This window comes from Shewanella seohaensis, from assembly GCF_023283775.1.
GTDB lineage: Bacteria > Pseudomonadota > Gammaproteobacteria > Enterobacterales > Shewanellaceae > Shewanella > Shewanella seohaensis.
This window is the reverse complement of sequence record NZ_JAKILE010000010.1, coordinates 60,247-76,773: the sequence shown is the minus strand read 5'-3', so window position 1 is coordinate 76,773 and position 16,527 is coordinate 60,247. Positions and strand designations below refer to the sequence as shown.

General features: G+C 51.3%; 18 protein-coding genes. 6 read left to right on the top strand and 12 right to left on the bottom strand.

The genetic code is table 11. The features are described 5' to 3' along the window. Positions 1–64 precede the first annotated feature (64 nt). The 5 genes from L2713_RS12910 to L2713_RS12890 form a co-directional block, all read right to left on the bottom strand. The gene (locus L2713_RS12910) at positions 65–952 is read right to left on the bottom strand and encodes a radical SAM protein (protein WP_248968176.1); all 888 of its coding nucleotides are present in this window, start codon (positions 950–952) and stop codon (positions 65–67) included. Positions 953–978: 26 nt separating this feature from the next. Beyond that, positions 979–1,305 carry a putative quinol monooxygenase gene (locus L2713_RS12905; RefSeq protein ID WP_248968175.1) on the bottom strand — a complete coding sequence of 109 codons (327 nt, stop codon included), beginning with the start codon at positions 1,303–1,305 and terminating at the stop codon, positions 979–981. A gap of 60 nt (positions 1,306–1,365) precedes the next feature. Beyond that, on the bottom strand, positions 1,366–1,839 hold the full coding sequence (locus L2713_RS12900; protein ID WP_248968174.1) for a GNAT family N-acetyltransferase: 474 nt from the start codon (positions 1,837–1,839) through the stop codon (positions 1,366–1,368). A gap of 129 nt (positions 1,840–1,968) precedes the next feature. Continuing rightward, complete coding sequence (locus tag L2713_RS12895) at positions 1,969–3,576, bottom strand: DHA2 family efflux MFS transporter permease subunit (RefSeq protein ID WP_248968173.1); 1,608 nt, start codon at positions 3,574–3,576, stop codon at positions 1,969–1,971. 13 nt (positions 3,577–3,589) lie between these two features. Then, positions 3,590–4,645, bottom strand: a complete 1,056-nt coding sequence (locus L2713_RS12890; protein WP_248968172.1) for an HlyD family secretion protein — start codon at positions 4,643–4,645, stop codon at positions 3,590–3,592. A gap of 97 nt (positions 4,646–4,742) precedes the next feature. Here L2713_RS12890 and L2713_RS12885 point away from each other — a divergent pair, with 97 nt between their 5' ends. Further along, positions 4,743–5,696, top strand: coding sequence for a LysR family transcriptional regulator (locus L2713_RS12885; protein WP_086902983.1), 954 nt, complete (start codon positions 4,743–4,745; stop codon positions 5,694–5,696). A gap of 184 nt (positions 5,697–5,880) precedes the next feature. Then, positions 5,881–6,291, top strand: coding sequence for a large-conductance mechanosensitive channel protein MscL (mscL, locus tag L2713_RS12880; RefSeq protein WP_011715722.1), 411 nt, complete (start codon positions 5,881–5,883; stop codon positions 6,289–6,291). A gap of 81 nt (positions 6,292–6,372) precedes the next feature. Here mscL and L2713_RS12875 read toward each other — a convergent pair whose 3' ends face one another. The 7 genes from L2713_RS12875 to L2713_RS12845 all read right to left on the bottom strand — a co-directional run bounded on the left by L2713_RS12875 (position 6,373) and on the right by L2713_RS12845 (position 14,219). Then, complete coding sequence (locus tag L2713_RS12875; RefSeq protein WP_248968171.1) at positions 6,373–6,696, bottom strand: antibiotic biosynthesis monooxygenase family protein; 324 nt, start codon at positions 6,694–6,696, stop codon at positions 6,373–6,375. A 129-nt stretch (positions 6,697–6,825) separates the two neighbouring features. Continuing rightward, a complete protein-coding gene (locus tag L2713_RS12870) occupies positions 6,826–10,038 on the bottom strand; it encodes an efflux RND transporter permease subunit (protein ID WP_248968170.1) in 3,213 nt (1,070 codons plus the stop codon). Between the two features lie 77 nt (positions 10,039–10,115). After that, positions 10,116–11,399 (bottom strand): efflux RND transporter periplasmic adaptor subunit, encoded by a 1,284-nt coding sequence (locus L2713_RS12865; protein WP_248968169.1) that lies wholly within the window; start codon positions 11,397–11,399, stop codon positions 10,116–10,118. Positions 11,400–11,414: 15 nt separating this feature from the next. Beyond that, complete coding sequence (locus L2713_RS12860) at positions 11,415–12,785, bottom strand: TolC family protein (protein WP_248968168.1); 1,371 nt, start codon at positions 12,783–12,785, stop codon at positions 11,415–11,417. Positions 12,786–13,000: 215 nt separating this feature from the next. Continuing rightward, on the bottom strand, positions 13,001–13,450 hold the full coding sequence (locus L2713_RS12855) for a hypothetical protein (RefSeq protein WP_248968233.1): 450 nt from the start codon (positions 13,448–13,450) through the stop codon (positions 13,001–13,003). Positions 13,451–13,613: 163 nt separating this feature from the next. Beyond that, complete coding sequence (locus tag L2713_RS12850) at positions 13,614–13,817, bottom strand: DUF3012 domain-containing protein (protein WP_011621316.1); 204 nt, start codon at positions 13,815–13,817, stop codon at positions 13,614–13,616. 36 nt (positions 13,818–13,853) lie between these two features. Continuing rightward, a complete protein-coding gene (locus tag L2713_RS12845) occupies positions 13,854–14,219 on the bottom strand; it encodes a SpoIIAA family protein (protein WP_011621315.1) in 366 nt (121 codons plus the stop codon). A 148-nt stretch (positions 14,220–14,367) separates the two neighbouring features. On the opposite strand from L2713_RS12845, the gene arfB reads away from it, so the two are divergent. From arfB to L2713_RS12825, 4 genes are all read left to right on the top strand, one after another. Beyond that, positions 14,368–14,781, top strand: coding sequence for an alternative ribosome rescue aminoacyl-tRNA hydrolase ArfB (gene arfB, locus L2713_RS12840; RefSeq protein ID WP_248968167.1), 414 nt, complete (start codon positions 14,368–14,370; stop codon positions 14,779–14,781). Between the two features lie 101 nt (positions 14,782–14,882). Beyond that, positions 14,883–15,317 (top strand): type II 3-dehydroquinate dehydratase, encoded by a 435-nt coding sequence (gene aroQ, locus L2713_RS12835; protein ID WP_037428701.1) that lies wholly within the window; start codon positions 14,883–14,885, stop codon positions 15,315–15,317. Positions 15,318–15,351: 34 nt separating this feature from the next. Beyond that, positions 15,352–15,807 carry an acetyl-CoA carboxylase biotin carboxyl carrier protein gene (accB, locus tag L2713_RS12830; protein ID WP_248968166.1) on the top strand — a complete coding sequence of 152 codons (456 nt, stop codon included), beginning with the start codon at positions 15,352–15,354 and terminating at the stop codon, positions 15,805–15,807. Positions 15,808–15,834: 27 nt separating this feature from the next. Beyond that, a complete protein-coding gene (locus L2713_RS12825; protein WP_248968165.1) occupies positions 15,835–16,512 on the top strand; it encodes an SDR family NAD(P)-dependent oxidoreductase in 678 nt (225 codons plus the stop codon). The last annotated feature ends 15 nt before the right edge of the window (positions 16,513–16,527 follow it).

Below are 16,527 nucleotides of genomic sequence, written 5' to 3'. Positions count from 1 at the left end.
ACTGCTGATCCGTTTCCAATAAAAAAGCCCCAGCATCTTCCTGGGGCTTTTTACTCGGCCTCAATTACAAACCCCGCTGCCATTCCTGCCTTAAGGGAATGCTGCGCGGCGCGTTAATCGCCTGCTCGACTTGTGCCAGCAATTTGGCCTTGTCCTTACCTAATACTCCTTTTAGCACAAGGTAATTAGAGGCATGATCGGAGCGAAAAATCGTTTGCTCCAGCTCTAAATGGCTAAGCAGGGTTTGCATTTCTTGGAATAATCCCAATTGGTCCGGCAACTGAAACTGGCCATCAAACACGGCATCCATCCGCTTTGTACCGAGCGGCAAAGTAACCACCAATGTGGATAAATAATCGGGCTGGGCAGCATTCATCAACTTGGCTGAGTTGATAGCATGTTGCTGCGATAATGCTACGCCACCTAAGCCATTGAGGATCATGACAGAAGACTTCATTCCCGCCGCACGAATTTTTTGTAATGCCGCCAGCGATGACTCGAAAGTTTCGCCTTTTTTAATCTTGGTCAGCACTTCGTCATCACCACTTTCGCAGCCAACGTACAGTAGACTTAGGCCTAACTCCCGCAGCCGAGCGAGCTGCTCAGGGGTTTTATTATTCAAGTTACGCGGCAAACAATAACTGCTGATCCGCGTAACCTGTGGTAAGTGCTTATGGATTAACTCGCAAATCGCCTCTAGCCGTGCAAAGGGTAAGCTCATAGCATCACCATCGGCCAAAAACACCCGCGATACTGGCATACCAGTTTGGGCTATTGCGAGAATATCTTGTTCAATCTTATCGAGTTTTTGTGCTCTAAAGGCTTTTTGCGGCTGGGTGTACATATCACAAAAACTGCACTGATTCCAACTACAACCGTTAGTCACTTGCAGTATTAATGACTTCCATTCTGATGGCGGTCTAAATACAGGTTCAATGTAGTTAATTAACACTGCAAACTCCTGTTAAGCCAGATAAATTAAGCGATGACTTGATGGTAAGTTTCCACATGGAAAGACTCGACTAACTCGGGCATCACCTGATGGAAATAATGCTGAATGGCATCCTTAGCGCAGTGCTCATCGAACGCCGCGATATCGACAAACTTCTCCACAAAGGTCACGCGGCGCGGTTCATCACGGCTGACATTGAGCTCATAACGGATGCAGCCTGCTTCGCGGCGCGTGTCAGGAATAAGGCTCGCAAGCGCGGCGATCAGCGCTTCAGTTTTGCCCTCTTTAGCCAGAAAACTTGCCACGCAGGCAATTTGTTGTTGATTGATTTTATAGTCCGTTGAAGTTGTCATTTCGGTTCCTTAATTGGCTTAATTTGGATGCTTACACGCATTGCTTATATTGATCGCCGCTTACGCTGGCTGATAGCGCATATCTAAATGGGGAATGCCATCTTCCAAATACATGTCGGAACAGGCGTTAAACCCAAGTTTTTGGTAGAAGTTTTTCAGATAATCCTGAGCACCAATTTGGATACCTGCAGCAGGCCAAGTGCTGAGTGCCGATTCAATCGCCTGTTGCATCAAAGGCATTGCCAGCCCTTTACCTCGTCCCGCTGGAGACACGACGACTCGGCCAATACTAGCCTCGGGATAACTCAGCCCCGGAGGCAAAATGCGGGCATAGGTGAGCAACTCGCCTGCTGGCGATAGGCCGATTAAATGCAGGGTTTCAGGGTGTCTATCTTTATCGTCAAGCTCTGGATAAGCACAGGCCTGCTCGACCACAAACACATCGACTCTCAGTTTGAGAATCTCATACAAAGTGTTAGCAGTTAATTGATTAAATTTAAGATTTTGCCATTCGACTGAATCTTGTATCGACATAAAAAGGCTCTGCGTACAACCGGAAAAGAGTCCGAGTCTATCACAGCGGTCGCCGCATAAAAAAGCGCCTTAATCCTGGGGGAATTAAGGCGCAAGGGTTACGCATTGCGAAAACGAAATGAGTCAGTCTTATTCAATTACCGCATCGTGGGCGACTGGCCCTTGAGGTTTACGGATAAGCAGCACAGCCACCACGGCAATTAACAACAGGGCACCCATAATCAAAAACACATCGTTATAGGCTTGAATATACGCCTGCTGACTCATGGTTTGTCCTAACAGAGCCTTGGCCTGCATGGTGGCGGTATAGGGATCCGAGCCGCCCTGTTGCAACATACTGGCGCTCTGATTCAAATAGTCCTGCGCCTGTGTGCTGACCGCAGGCAAAGACTCCTTAACATGGGCCAAATGGCTGCGGGCCAAGTTATCAGTTAAGGTCGCCACCAGCGCGATACCAAAGGCACCGCCTAAATTACGCATCACGTTCAGTACGGTCGAAGCCGAAGGATTCTCATGGGGCTTTAAATGGGCCGTCGCCAACATGCCAATCGGCACTAAGATAAAGGGCTGGCCTAAGGCGCGCACCACTTGGGAGGCGATCATTTGCGGCCCCGCGTAATCGGCGGTCATTTGGCTATTCATGTAATAACTGAGGGCAAACATAAAAAAGCCGAAGGCGGCTAAGTATCGCCCGTCGAAACGTTGCATTAAACGCGGCACTAATGGCAATACCAACAACTGCGGGAAGCCCATCCACATAATGACTTCGCCGATTTCCAGCGGCGTGTAATCATGCACTTGAGACAAATAAAGTGGGATCAAATAGATAGCACCAAAGAGTGCCATCCCCAGCAAAAAGTAAGCTATGGTCGAAAGCACAAAATCGCGTTTACCGAGCAGGCGTAAATTCACTAAAGGATCTTTACGTTTAAGCTGGATCCACACAAACAGCACTAAATTCACCGCGGCAATGATGGCGAGATTGCGGATCAGATCCGAGCCAAACCAATCCTTGCGGTTACCTTCCTCAAGTACCACCTCGAGGCAGCCCATACCCAGCGCCATAGTGACAATGCCCGCTAAGTCGGCATTTTTCAGCTTGTCCCACACCACGGGGCGCTTTTCGAGACCATAGGCCAACATCGCCATCACCAGCAATCCGGGCGGCACGTTGATATAAAACAGGTAATGCCAACTAAAATGCTCAGTTAACCAACCACCTAAGGTTGGGCCAATCGAGGGTGCAAACGTCGCCGTCACCCCGAATAACGCCATCCCCACGGCACGTTTATTCTCGGGTAAAAATTCTAAGATCAGCCGAAAGGCTAGCGGGATCAACGCGCCACCAAAGAAACCCTGCAACGCCCGAAAGGCGATCATGGCCTCGAGGTTCCACGAAATCGAGCACAGGATAGAAGCAAAGATAAAGGCAGCTGTGGTCCACAGCAGATAACGCCTGACCGAAAGCCCTGTGCTTAACCAACCCGAGAGCGGGATCGCAATCATCTCGGCAACCAGATAAGCCGTTGAAATCCAACTGCCTTCCTCCAGCGTTGCCCCAAGACTGCCTTGGATTTCCTTCATCGAGGCATTAGTGATTTGAATATCGAGGATCGCCATAAAGGCGCCAATCAAACCACCGAAAACAGCAATCCACGAACGGCGACTACCACGCTCATATTCGCTCGGTGTTGCCCCCGCGGCGATAGCCTCAGGTGCCGCAGCAATTGTGCTCATGTTAACGACCTACTTAGCGACCGACGTTAGCAGCGATGGCTGTCGTCGGGTGCGACGCAGTATCGACCTTGACCACGGCACTTAAACCGGGGACGACACGCGCCTCTTCTTCTGAGAGATCTAAACGGATCCGCACCGGAATACGTTGCACGATTTTAGTGAAGTTACCCGTGGCATTTTCGGCGGGCAGCAGACTGAATTTGGCTCCGGACGCCGGCGACAGACTATCGATAACACCTGTAAAGGTTTTGTCGGGAAACGCATCGAGACTGACCTGCACCGACTGCCCAGGTTGCATATGTTGGATTTGGGTTTCTTTAAAGTTCGCCGTGATCCACACAGCCCCATCCGGAACCAAACTGTAGAGAGCCTGGCCGGGCTGCACATATTGCCCCACCATGGCGCCGCGTTTACCAATCACCCCAGAGAAAGGCGCGGTCACGCGGGTATCATTAAGCTGAATTTTAGCCAGCTCCAATGCCGCATTCGACTGCTCAACCACAGAGCCAGCTTGATTAAGCTGGGCATTGAACACGGCAAGCTCACGCTCTTTAGCCACTAACAGTGCCTTGGCTTCATCCAGCCCAGCGGCGGCAGAATCAAAACCTGCCTGCAATTGGTCGACATCGTCCTGTGAGCTGTAGTTGCTGACTTTTAACTTTTTAGCACGAGTTAACTGTTGCTCGGCGCGCAGTTTGTCGGCCTGCGCCGCGACCACGCCCGCACTCGCTTGACTGATCAACGCATGTTGTAATTCCACCTTAGCGGCTAAGGTTTGCAGATCGGCCTTAGCACTGGCGAGTGACGCCTCGGCTTGGCTGACTTTGGCGCTAAACTGGTTATCTTCAAGTTGCGCCAATAACTCGCCCTTGCGCACATGCTGGTTATCGGTCACATCGGATATCACCACATAACCTGGGACCTTCACACTCACATGGGAGATATCGGCCTCAACATAGGCGTTGTCAGTGGTTTCGATAAAACGTACTTGCGTCCACCAGTAATAGCCGCCCCCCGCGACAGCGGCGAGTATCAGTGGAACGGCGATGATGAGCTTACTTTTGGACATGAATGACTCCTTGATTAGTGAGTGCTAGTGTACTACTGTCTCATCACGTTTATTAGATAGTTAAAAATCAACCCACTGTTTCACAGGCGTAACAATCATGGATCTCAATCGTGTGCAGATATTTGCCCAAGTAGTCGAGCAAGGCAGCTTTACTGGCGCCGCCAAGGCCCTGGGTTTAACTAAGGCCACCGTCAGTCGCAAGATTGCCGAACTGGAGTCCGATACTGGCACCCAATTGTTATTCCGAACGACCCGCGCCCTCAAACTCACCGAGGCGGGATCGAGTTACTACAATCGGATCAATAAGATCTTGAGCGATCTGCAGAGCGCCGAAAATCAGCTCAGCGCCCACCAGCAATTGATTAAAGGCAACCTAAAAATTGTGTGCCCCATCGAGTTAGGCCAATTGTTTCTCGGGCCTATCTTCGCCCAGTTTTTAACCCTTTATCCCGATATCACCATTGAGGCTGAGCTCACTAACCGCAAGGTCGATGTGATAGAAGAAGGCATCGATTTGTTATTCCAAATCGCCGACTCGAGCGATACTCGTCTGCAGAGCTATTCCTTAGTTAACGCCTACAAATCATTGATGGCAAGCCCAAGTTATTTAGCCGAACACGGCACACCCAAAGTGCCGCAGGACTTGGCCAAGCATAAAGCGATTCGCTTACAGTCGGCGCATATTGAAGGGGCGTGGAAGCTGTTTGATGGCCAGTCTTGGGTGGTGATTGAACCCGTCACGCAGCTAACCGTAAACAATGTCACCATTGCCCGCGAAGCCGCCATTGCAGGGCTTGGCATTACGGCCGTGCCGTCGATTATTGCGCAGGAAGCGATAGAGAAAGGCTATTTAGTGCCGCTCCTCGACGATTATCCTATGGTGCAAACCAAAGTGGTGCTCAGTTATCCCAAACGGGCGTATTTACCACGCAAATATCGCGTCTTTATCGAATTTATCTATACCGCCCTGTTCAAACGATGGGGGTCACAGGTATTAGAAGTACCAGAATTTATCGGTCAGCAAGAGCAGCCTTCCCCACGTCAAACTTAACAATTGTAACTTTCAGAGGGTGAAATCAGACGGCGAAGGATAAATCCCGAATGTCAGAATTGCCTTAATCCTTAAGCCCCTATAAGCTTGGCAAGGTAACAGGCAGCAAAAGACCCTTAGGTTTTCCTGATACAGATAACACAATAAAATTTAACATTTCATTTTTAATTTCGGAGGAAACCTAATGAGCTTAATTAAAGAGTTCAAGGCTTTTGCGTCCCGTGGCAATGTGATCGATATGGCGGTGGGTATTATCATCGGTGCCGCTTTTGGCAAGATAGTCTCATCCTTTGTAGCCGATATCATTATGCCGCCAATTGGGATCATCTTAGGTGGCGTGAATTTCAGCGATCTGAGCATAGTGTTGCAAGCCGCCCAGGGCGATGCGCCAGCGGTAGTGATTGCTTACGGTAAATTCATTCAAACCATCATCGACTTTACCATTATCGCCTTCGCGATTTTTATGGGCTTAAAAGCCATTAACAGTCTAAAACGCAAGCAGGAAGAAGCGCCGAAAGCGCCACCTGCACCGACCAAAGATCAAGAGCTGTTATCAGAGATCCGCGATCTACTTAAAGCGCAGCAAGAAAAATAAGCTAACGCCATTTTTATCTTATTGATTGCAATAAAAAACCCATCGACTTCGATGGGTTTTGTTTTTGTTCAAGCGCTTAGCTTACTCGGGCACGTCGTGCACTGTTTCGCTATAGTCTTGCACTACTTCGGCAACACGGATGCGATAAGCGTTAAATAAGCAAGGCACAATGCCAGATTGCTCAGCAATGCTGTGGGCCATTTGATTACGCCATTGGGTAATAGAGGCCATATCATCCCAAAACGATAAGCTCAGCACCTTGCCATCGTCGGTTAAGCTCTGAAACCGTTCAATTGAAATCAGCCCCTGACGCCCTTCTAAATATTGGCGCATCTCAGCTGCCACGTGCAGATATTCTTCCTTGCCTTCTTTCGTGGGCACGACTTCAAAAATGACTGCGATCATAATGCTCTCCAGAGATAGTAATCCTTAATACCAGAGCTAAGCCTAGCCTAGATCGCGCACTATAGCTCACTGATTTTTAACTTTAACATTGAGCCTTGCCACAAAATGATGCCAAGGCTCAACATCCCACTAGGCGGGCGACTTATCGTGGCGATATAACCAGCGATACAGGGTCGGTAACACCAATAACGTCAGTGCCGTAGAGCTAAACAGCCCGCCGATAATCACCACCGCCAGCGGCTTTTGGATTTCACTGCCCACACCCGATGACACTAAGATGGGGATCAAGCCCAAGGCCGAAGTCAAGGCCGTCATCAGCACTGGGCGTAAACGGCCAACCGTGCCTTCGTAAACCGAGTCATAGAGCGACTCGCCGCTCTGCCTGCGCTGATTAATCGAGTCCACTAACACCACACCATTGAGTACCGCCACCCCAAACAGCGTGATAAAACCAATGGAGCTTGGCACCGATAGATAAGTGCCGCTGACAAACAGCGCCACGATACCGCCGATCAATGCCAGAGGCACGTTTGCCATGATCAATAAGACCTGCTTCAGCGCACCAAAGGAGAAGTACAACAGCAAGGCAATCAAAGCGATAGAGATAGGCACCACCAACATCAGCTTTTGTTGTGCCCTCTGCTGGTTCTCGTACTGACCACCCACAATTACCGTGTATCCTGCGGGCAAATCGGCCTGAGACACTAGCGCATAGATATCTTTGACCACAGATCCCATGTCCCGCCCCGCCACGTTGGCTTGCACCACCACGCGGCGCTGCACATCATCACGGCGAATATTCGGCGGCGCCATTTCCACCTCAACGCTGGCCACCTCACCTAAACGCACTGTGGCACCATTACTGCCGCTAAGGAGTAAATCCTTAATCACATCCGGGCTGCTGCGATACTCGGCTGCGAGGCGCAAATTGATGTCGTATCTCGCGTTACCGTCGATTACCTGTCCGGCACTGGCACCGCCTATCCCTTGGCTGACTAGCGACATCACTTGGTCGACACTGATGCCATAACGGGCAAGCTGCGACCGGTCTGGCCGCACTACCAGCTGCGCCTCACCACTGACCTGCTCGAGTGACACATCCACGGCGCCGGGAATTTTCGCCACCAGATCGGTGAGCACTTGTCCCTTTTCTGATAAGACATCTAAATCGGGGCCAAAAAGCTTAATCGCCAACTGCGCCTTTACCCCAGAGAGCAACTCATCGACCCGCGTCGCAATCGGTTGTGAGAAGGTGAGTAGCAGTCCGGGGAAGACACTGAGCTTTTCTTCCATTAACCGTTGCAGCTCCAAACGCGAGCTAGCCGATTGCCATTCTTCGATGGGTTTAAGGCCGATATAGACTTCGATATTGCTGACAGGCTCAGGATCGCCGCCTAATTCAGGCGCACCGATACGGCTCAAGGCATATTCCACCTCGGGGAACTCCAGCAACATGGCCTCAAGCTTTGGCGCTACATCTAAAGAAGTGCCAAGGCTCGCGGTCGGTGCCAGCGTCACCCTAAGGTTAATCGTACCTTCCTCTAGCTCGGGCACGAACTCGGTCCCCAGCCTGGGCAGCAAAACCATACTCATGGCAAACATCAGCAGCGCGCTGATCATCACCAACTTTGGCCGAGCAAGTGTTGCACTCAGCAGCTTGCGATAGGCGGAGTCCAAAGGTGCTAAGACAACGCTCTCCTTGAGCACGACGCCACGCTTAAACAGATAAACCGCCAGTGCAGGCACGGCAATCAAGGCCACCAGTAAAGCGGAAATCATCGCCAAAATAATGCTGACCGCCATCGGCTGAAACAGTTTGCCCTCAACCCCTTCCAGCGCAAATAACGGCGCAAACACCACAATGATGATGGCGGTCGCGAAGAAGATCGGACTGCAAACCTCTTTCGCCGCCAGCATAATGCGCACGGCCATGCTGTTATCCGCGTCTAAAGCATGAGCACAGCCATCCTCATCGCCATGATATGGGTCAACTTCGCCATCGGCGCGGCTTCTCGCCTGGGCTAAATGGCGACGGTCTGGCTGAGTTAAATGTTTGAAAATATTTTCAACCATCACCACAGAACCATCGACCAACATACCAATGGCCACCGCTAATCCACCGAGAGACATCAAGTTGGCAGACAGGCCATAGTAAGACATCACCATTAGCGCCAAACCAATGGATACAGGGATAGACAGCAGCACTAACAGGGTGGCGCGGATATTCACAAGGAACAGCGCCAAGATCACCACGATAAACACAAAGGCCATCAGCAGCGCATCGCGCACTGTGGTAACGGCTTTATCCACTAAGTCCGCTTGGTCGTAAAACACCTCAAAGGACACGCCCTTAGGCAGCGCCTGCTCAATCAGATTAATCCGCGCATCGATATCATCAATCGTCGCCTTAGTGTTGGCGCCCATGCGCTTAAGCACGACGCCCGCCACCACTTCGCCCAAGGCTTGCGCCTGACCCGCTTCATCGCGGCGCGTCATAGTCACGGCCCCAACACGGATCTCACTGCCAAAATCGACCTTAGCAATGTCGCCCACTCGCACAGGCGTGCCACGGACTTCAGTCAGCGGAATTTGGGCGATCGCGGCAAGCCCTGCTTCACCCGCGGGTAACATGCCATAACCCCGCACCACCAATTGCTCCTGGCCTTGGTCCATAAACCAGCCACCAGCGTTGCGGTTATTGCTCTCAAGCGCCTCACTCACCTGCGCCATCGACAAACCATAGGCTCGCAGCTTGTTAGGGTCGACCTGCACTTGATACTGGCGTACCTCGCCGCCAAAGGATAAAACATCGGTCACACCGCCCACCGGCATCATGATCAGTTTAACGAGGTAATCGTTAAGGCTACGCAGCTCGGCGGCATTAATGCCAGAGCTAGGGTCAGCCCGCAGAATGTACTGATAAATCTGCCCCAAACCTGAAGTGTTAGGGCCAATTTCTGGCACGCCCACTCCGCTTGGGATCATCTCCCGCGCCGCCTGTAACTGCTCAAACACTTGCTGACGGGCAAAGTAAATATCCGTGCCCTCGGCAAATACCACGGTCACAATGGACAAGCCAGTACGTGAAAGTGAGCGCACCTCGGTCACCGCTGGCAAGGCATACATGGCCGATTCGACCGGATAACTGATGAGCTTCTCCACCTCTTCGGCGGCCAAGCCCTCGGCCGCAGTATTGATGGTCACCTGTACGTTGGTCACATCGGGAAAGGCATCCAGATTCAATTTAGGCAACATGGCGACACTAGCGGCCACCACAGCAAGTAGTGCCAGCACTACTAATAGCCGATTTTTAATCGCGGCTTCGATTGCTTTTTGCAACATATAAATTCCTCGCGCATTCGCCCTAAGCCTTTAAAAAGGCGTAAAAATAGGGCTTGATAAGGTTCGACTCATCGGCATTAGTGGGCATGAATATCAAAGCCAGCTTTGGCCTGCTCCGACGCTAAGAAAAATGCGCCTCCCACCACCACTTTTAGTTGTGCCTGTCGTGCCTTATCCAACTTGTCGCCGCGCACTAGGCTTAAGCCACGCTGACGCTGCACCAGCTCCACCTCAATGGCTTCAAAACCATCCTCGTCTTGAATAAAGATCTGCCAATCGCCATCCCCGCTGCGGGTAAGCGCCGCATCGGGCAAGACAATTCCTGAAGAAAAGCCTGATGATAAGTCGCTGCCCTTGGGCGCATCGGCAAAATACAGCTCGGCAAATTGCCCCGCGTGTAACACATGTTCAGGGTTGGGCATACTGACTAAAATTTGCTCGGTGCGGGTCACGCTATCTAGCTCATGGGAACGGCCAATAATCTTGCCCGCCAGCGTTTTATCCCCCACTTGCACTAACGCCGGGCCGCCGACATTCACATTGGCCGCCTGCGCCGGGGTTAATTGCGCTTCCACCCAAAGGTGCGACTCATCGGTCAACTGCATTAATGGTGTGCCAGCGGTGAACACTTGGCCTAGCATGGCAATATCCTGCTGCACACGGCCATCGATAGGCGCTAAAAGTTGATAGCTACCGATAGCTTCTGGAGTCGACTCTAAGGTACGGATCTGTGCATCCGTCATCTTGATCGCCTCCAGAATTGCTCGCTTAAGTTCAGCATCGACCTGCGCCTGCATTCTGCGGCTCACGCTCACCGCGCCCTCGCTCATCCGACGCACTCGACTCCACTCGGCGGCGGCATTGATATATTCCGCCTGCGCCTTGGCGACTTCTGCACCGCCCAAGGTCAGTAAGGGCTCACCTTTTTTCACCTCTTGGCCGGGCACCACATGGCGCGCCTGCACCCGCACATCCAGCTGCGGCGCTAAGGTCGCGGTTCTATCACGGTCAACCACTAAAGTCGCCGTCGCCCGAATATCGAGATTAAGATTGCTAAGACTTAAGCTGTCGCTGTTCAAGGGCAACAGGCGCACGCCGGCAAGTTCCAACTGCGCAGGCGTAAAAGTGAGCGCCTGCTCACCATGGTCATCTTCTGTTGCACTTACGCTCTTTTCAGCGGTATTGGCCACCTTTTCGGCGCCGTGGTCATGGCCTTCACCCGCGAAGGTGGGGGTCGTAATAGTTAACGAAGTAAGCATCAGCGCCAGCGCTAAACGAGAAGGAGTAAATAACGACCTTAAGCCCGCAGCAGACACTGTGCCCAAAGTATGGAAAGACGATTTTTGAGTAAATGAATTCATAGTGTTACCTCACGATTACTTTGCTGGCACGGCATTTGTGGAAGAAGTGGAACTTGATTTGTCGACTAAATTGTCGATCACAGACAGCAGCTGACCGCTGTCCCCCATCCAAGTTAACCAACTCTGATAAATTGCCGTTTCGAGGTTTAAACCGACCAAATAGCTGGCCGCGAGTTGTCGCCGACTCTGCAAATACTCGCTAGTACTCACATCCCCCGAACGCCACTGCTCACTTAAGGATTTAGCGGCTTTACTCCCCGAGGCTTCGACTCGCTCACGCCAATCTTGATAGCGCGCCAGTAAACGGGGTAACGCATTGGCAAATTGTGCCTGTTTGGCCGTAAGTACTCGCTCACGGGCTAAGTAGTTCTGCTCCGCGATAGCGATGCCTTTATCGGCAACCGACTGTAACTCGCTGTAGTTATTCCGCACCTGCAAAGGGATCGCCACGCCGACGCCAAACTTGTTGTCATCGCCTTCCTTTTCAACACCGAGGTTGATGGTGGGATCGGCCGCAGTGTCCGCCTTAACCTTCATGGCATTGGCCTTGGCCAGCAACACCTGTTGATGGGCACTGGTCAATGCGGGTAAATCCGCTTTTGGGGACATCTTAGACACCCATTGGCCAATCTCGGGGATAAACTCCCGAAATCCCAGCTTATCGACGCCAAGTAATTCGATGACTTTGCCATCGGCCACTAACGCCGCTTGTTCGGCCAGCGCATAGTCGGCGGTATTGCTTGCCAATTCGAGTTTAAGCAGTTGCAATTCAACATCGGATAAATCCCCAGCCGCAAAGCGCTGCTCGGCAATATTGAGCTGTGCCTGCGTAAACCTTAATTGCTGCTCGGCGAAGGTCAGCGCCTTATTGCTCTGCGCCTGCTCGGCCAGCGCCAATAGCCGCTCGGCCAACATCTGACTGCGCTCTAACTGTATATCTGCTAACAGGATTTGCGCCTCGAGCTGGGCAAGGCGAGTCGCTACGCCGCGCTTATCGCCCCAATCTAGGGTTTGGCTCAGCCCTAGGCTGTAGGTATCTGTGTCGGCGTTTTGATAATTGAGTCCAAGCTCAGGGTTATAGATGGCGCGATCCGCAGCCGCAATGGCAAGCTCTGCCTGTTGCTGCCGAGCAATTTGCGCCTGCACTTCGGGTAACTGATTAATTCGCATGAGTAACTCAGGCAACCACTGATTAAGTGAGGCTTGAGTCTCAGGGGCTAATAGCTTGTCTGGTGCCAATTCAACCGATGAGACGATTGAATCGTCCTTAAGCACTTTGGATTCGAGGGCTGAAGTTGCTGCAACGGCAGAGTTAACCTGTCCGCCGACGAGCACTAAGCTACTCATGAGGGCAAACAAGGTCTGGGCGATAATGGTTTTATTCATCGCAATTCCTAACAATATCTAATATTGATTGGCCCACGCCATAGGCATACGGATACCAATCGAACACTCCCCAGAGGCGTTAAATATCGAATAAGCTCAAAGCGCTAGCACGAGCCATGGCCGTTTTAGACCCATCATCGATGCTGTGGGGATAAATAAAGGGCTTATAGCGACACGCAAAAACGCTGCGATACGCGATAAGCAGATATTGAAGGTTAAGCGATGGGAGGGCGGTACTTAGGTAATTGATCTGCCGAGAAATAAGCTAAATCAGCCGGCACATAGGCCATATCAAACGCGATAGCCGTTTGGCTCTCGGTATGGGATAACAACGCCACATGACCGCCGTGACATTGGCAATCGAGGCAGAGGTCAAAATCTTGAATTTCAGTGGTTTGCACTAAGTGTGAATGGCCACTCACGCTCGCCGTTGCTATGCCCGACTTGAGTGCCGTTTCGCCAAACGCCTCGGCACTGAATCCGAGTGCCTGCTCATTGGGGCACACACAATCCACACATTGGGCCAAGGTGGTCACGGGCGCACTAAATTGGAGATGGGGATGATTCTCGGCTTCTTCGGCACCATTACCCGCATGTAACTGATGCGCACCCAAATTCGCGCCCGCAAATTGCAGCACGATAATGGCTATCAGTAGGGTGACCATTCGGCTAAAGAATGGCTTGGCGGTCGAAATCAAATATCACCTTTGGACAATTCAGTAGGTTGTTAAGCAATAGCTTGTGCAACTTCAGACAGGGATTCTAAGCATAAGTTCACAGCTTGCAACTAAAAAGAAGCCAAGCTGTGACGCTACTCGCTTGAAAAGCTTATTTAAACACGCAGTGTTTTGCGTAATCGGCGGCTTCGTTCGCCGTCCAATCGCCAGATGGTTTATCCTTCATTTGCTTACACCAAGCTTCACTGCCCACCTCTGGCGCACAGGCACTTAAGCCTGCGGTAAAGGCCAACACTAGGGCGATAGCGCCTAATTTAGCGGTCGGTTTGGCAGTCATAGTTTTCAACAAAGACATAGTTAATTCCTTATAAGTAATACCCACCATGGGCCGTTAAAAAGTTGAACGTTTCGCAATCCAGTCGATAGCTTTGGCTTTTTGTTCTAAGGGGAACCAAGCCACTTCGCCCTGCATAAAGGGGCCGAGTAAACGCACAGCGTTACCCACCCAATCTGGGCCACCAACAAATACTAAGGCTTCAAAATTAGGGAGTTGGACTTCGCCGCTGCCCGTTAGCGACTCAAATTCCCAGCCTTCGAGTAAGACGTCCGCCTCGATATACAGGCAAACTTGTCCCCAATCCTTGCGGTAACTCTTAATGGCCGGCTGTAAACGGGTCCGATAATCGGTTGATGAGAGTCTACCACTGGCGAAAAGACTGATAACACCCTTAGCAATATCGGGGATTTGGCATAACATAAAGGCACTCCGAAACGAGAACACTATTTTGCAAACGGGCAAACACGCCTGCCCAGCAAGAATGCGCCGATGATAACAAATCTATTGAAAAGCCATAAGCAGTTATTGCTCGCTTCTCAAAGCAATTGGACAAAACCCTAAGTCTGCCATGATAAAAATCTCAAACCGTGTGGAACTTCCGGAAAATGAAATCGAGTGGCAATTTATCCGCTCAAGCGGCGCTGGCGGGCAGAATGTAAATAAAGTCTCCACCGCCGCCCAATTGATTTTTGATATTAAAAACTCGTCATTACCCGAGTTTTATCAGCAGCGCCTGCTGCAAAAAGCCGATCATCGGATTACCGCCAGTGGCAAAATCATTATCAAATGTCAGGCGAGCCGCAGCCAAGAGGCGAATCGGCAAACCGCATTGGAGCAATTTATCGCCCTAGTTGCCAGCGTGGCCGAAGTGCCCAAAAAACGCATTCCAACCCGCGCGACCAAAAGCAGCCAAACCAAACGCTTAGATGCGAAAAAACAACGTGGCGCCACTAAAGCCATGCGACAGATTAAGTTTGATTAACCCCGCCGACAGCGCGGTGACATTCATAATGCAAAATCCGCCCGAACAGGTTAAGTTAATGGCATTCAACCCGTTAAGGCATGTCGTAAAAGGAAAGCGTAATGAATCATAAAGTTCTGCTCATCAATGGCCCCAATTTAAACCTCCTTGGCCGCCGTGAGCCCAGTGTTTACGGTCATCAAACCTTAGCCGATATCGTTGCCATTTTGAGTGAACAAGCTCAAGCAGCAGGTGTTGAACTTGAGCATATTCAATCGAATGCCGAATTTGAACTGATCAACGCTATCCATGCCACCGATGCGCAGATGATCATTATCAACCCCGCAGCCTTTACCCACACCAGTGTGGCCCTGCGTGACGCACTGCTTGGGGTAGATATTCCCTTCTTTGAAGTGCATTTATCCAATGTCCATGCCCGCGAGCCCTTCCGCCACCACTCCTATTTGTCCGATAAGGCCATTGGGGTAATTTGTGGTTTCGGCGCCCAAGGCTATGAGTTTGCCCTTGCGGCGGCGATTAAGAGATTGAAGGCATAAACGCGATTAGCGTGAGTACAGGGAGCCACAAGCCATGGCGGTTGACCTTCGAAAGATCAAAAAACTGATTGAATTAGTGCAGGAATCTGGGATTGCAGAACTGGCGATTACCGAAGGGGAAGAGTCTATTCGCATCACCCGCTACGGCCCGCATCCCACAAGCGCACCTGAAGGCGCGCACAATCCTGCGCCCTCTTCTGCACTCACGCCAAAGCCAGCCAAAGCCCGTGACGCCCTGCCTGTGATTGAAGGTTTTGTGCAGCTATCGCCCATGGTCGGCACCTTCCATGCTTCGCAAGGCCAAACCGAAGTGCCCTTGGTGCGTGTGGGTCAAAGTGTGGCCCGCGGCGACACGCTTTGCATTATCGAAGCCATGCGAATGCAAAATCCCATCGAGGCCGAGCGTGACGGTATAGTCGGCGCTATTTGGGTGAAAGACGGAGACGAGGTCGCCTTCGACCAGCCGCTGTTCACTCTTATCGAAACCTAGACTTCGAAATAGAATTTAGAGGTAAAGATGATACTGATTACTGGCGCAAGCAGTGGCTTAGGCGCAGCATTAGCCGCCCTATATGCCAAGGATAACCAAGCACTTACACTGACGGGACGCGATGCCAACCGTCTTCATACTGTGGCTAATGCCCTCAGCCCATTTTCGAATCAAAGCATTAGCGCCATCAGTGCCAATTTAGCAGACGAAGCGAGTGTCGAAGCGCTATTCGATGGCCTCACCGATACTCCCAACACGGTTATCCACTGCGCTGGCAGTGGTTACTTTGGCGCACTGGAAACCCAAGGCACGAGTGAAATCCAAGCACTGCTAAATAACAATGTTACTTCGACGATTCTGCTGGTACGTGAATTGGTGAAACGCTATAAGCAGCAAGCGGTTAAGGTGGTGATCGTTATGTCCACCGCCGCCCTCGCCGCCAAAGCGGGTGAATCGACCTACTGCGCCGCCAAGTGGGCGGTGCGGGGCTTTATCGAATCGGTACGTTTGGAGCTCAAGCAAAGTCCAATGAAGTTGATTGCGGTTTATCCCGGCGGTATGGATACCGGCTTTTGGCCAAGCAGTGGTAAGAGTCTAGATACCTCAAGCTTTATGTCCGCCGATGAGGCCGCAGGCATGCTAAAACAAGCACTGCTCGCCACTGAACATGGTTATATCGCCGATATCACCATACAAAGAGGTTAAGAAGTTTACTTAAAG

Bases quoted from the DNA above. Each gene is read 5' to 3' on its own strand.
- arfB (WP_248968167.1), top strand. From the start codon at position 14,368: ATGATAAAAATCTCAAACCGTGTGGAACTTCCGGAAAATGAAATCGAG.
- L2713_RS12905 (WP_248968175.1), bottom strand. From the start codon at position 1,305: ATGACAACTTCAACGGACTATAAAATCAATCAACAACAAATTGCCTGC.
- L2713_RS12885 (WP_086902983.1), top strand. From the start codon at position 4,743: ATGGATCTCAATCGTGTGCAGATATTTGCCCAAGTAGTCGAGCAAGGC.
- L2713_RS12825 (WP_248968165.1), top strand. From the start codon at position 15,835: ATGATACTGATTACTGGCGCAAGCAGTGGCTTAGGCGCAGCATTAGCC.
- L2713_RS12855 (WP_248968233.1), bottom strand. From the start codon at position 13,450: ATGGTCACCCTACTGATAGCCATTATCGTGCTGCAATTTGCGGGCGCG.
- L2713_RS12845 (WP_011621315.1), bottom strand. From the start codon at position 14,219: ATGTTATGCCAAATCCCCGATATTGCTAAGGGTGTTATCAGTCTTTTC.
- L2713_RS12900 (WP_248968174.1), bottom strand. From the start codon at position 1,839: ATGTCGATACAAGATTCAGTCGAATGGCAAAATCTTAAATTTAATCAA.
- L2713_RS12870 (WP_248968170.1), bottom strand. From the start codon at position 10,038: ATGTTGCAAAAAGCAATCGAAGCCGCGATTAAAAATCGGCTATTAGTA.
- L2713_RS12890 (WP_248968172.1), bottom strand. From the start codon at position 4,645: ATGTCCAAAAGTAAGCTCATCATCGCCGTTCCACTGATACTCGCCGCT.
- L2713_RS12850 (WP_011621316.1), bottom strand. From the start codon at position 13,817: ATGTCTTTGTTGAAAACTATGACTGCCAAACCGACCGCTAAATTAGGC.
- mscL (WP_011715722.1), top strand. From the start codon at position 5,881: ATGAGCTTAATTAAAGAGTTCAAGGCTTTTGCGTCCCGTGGCAATGTG.
- L2713_RS12860 (WP_248968168.1), bottom strand. From the start codon at position 12,785: ATGAATAAAACCATTATCGCCCAGACCTTGTTTGCCCTCATGAGTAGC.
- aroQ (WP_037428701.1), top strand. From the start codon at position 14,883: ATGAATCATAAAGTTCTGCTCATCAATGGCCCCAATTTAAACCTCCTT.
- L2713_RS12895 (WP_248968173.1), bottom strand. From the start codon at position 3,576: ATGAGCACAATTGCTGCGGCACCTGAGGCTATCGCCGCGGGGGCAACA.
- L2713_RS12875 (WP_248968171.1), bottom strand. From the start codon at position 6,696: ATGATCGCAGTCATTTTTGAAGTCGTGCCCACGAAAGAAGGCAAGGAA.
- L2713_RS12865 (WP_248968169.1), bottom strand. From the start codon at position 11,399: ATGAATTCATTTACTCAAAAATCGTCTTTCCATACTTTGGGCACAGTG.
- accB (WP_248968166.1), top strand. From the start codon at position 15,352: ATGGCGGTTGACCTTCGAAAGATCAAAAAACTGATTGAATTAGTGCAG.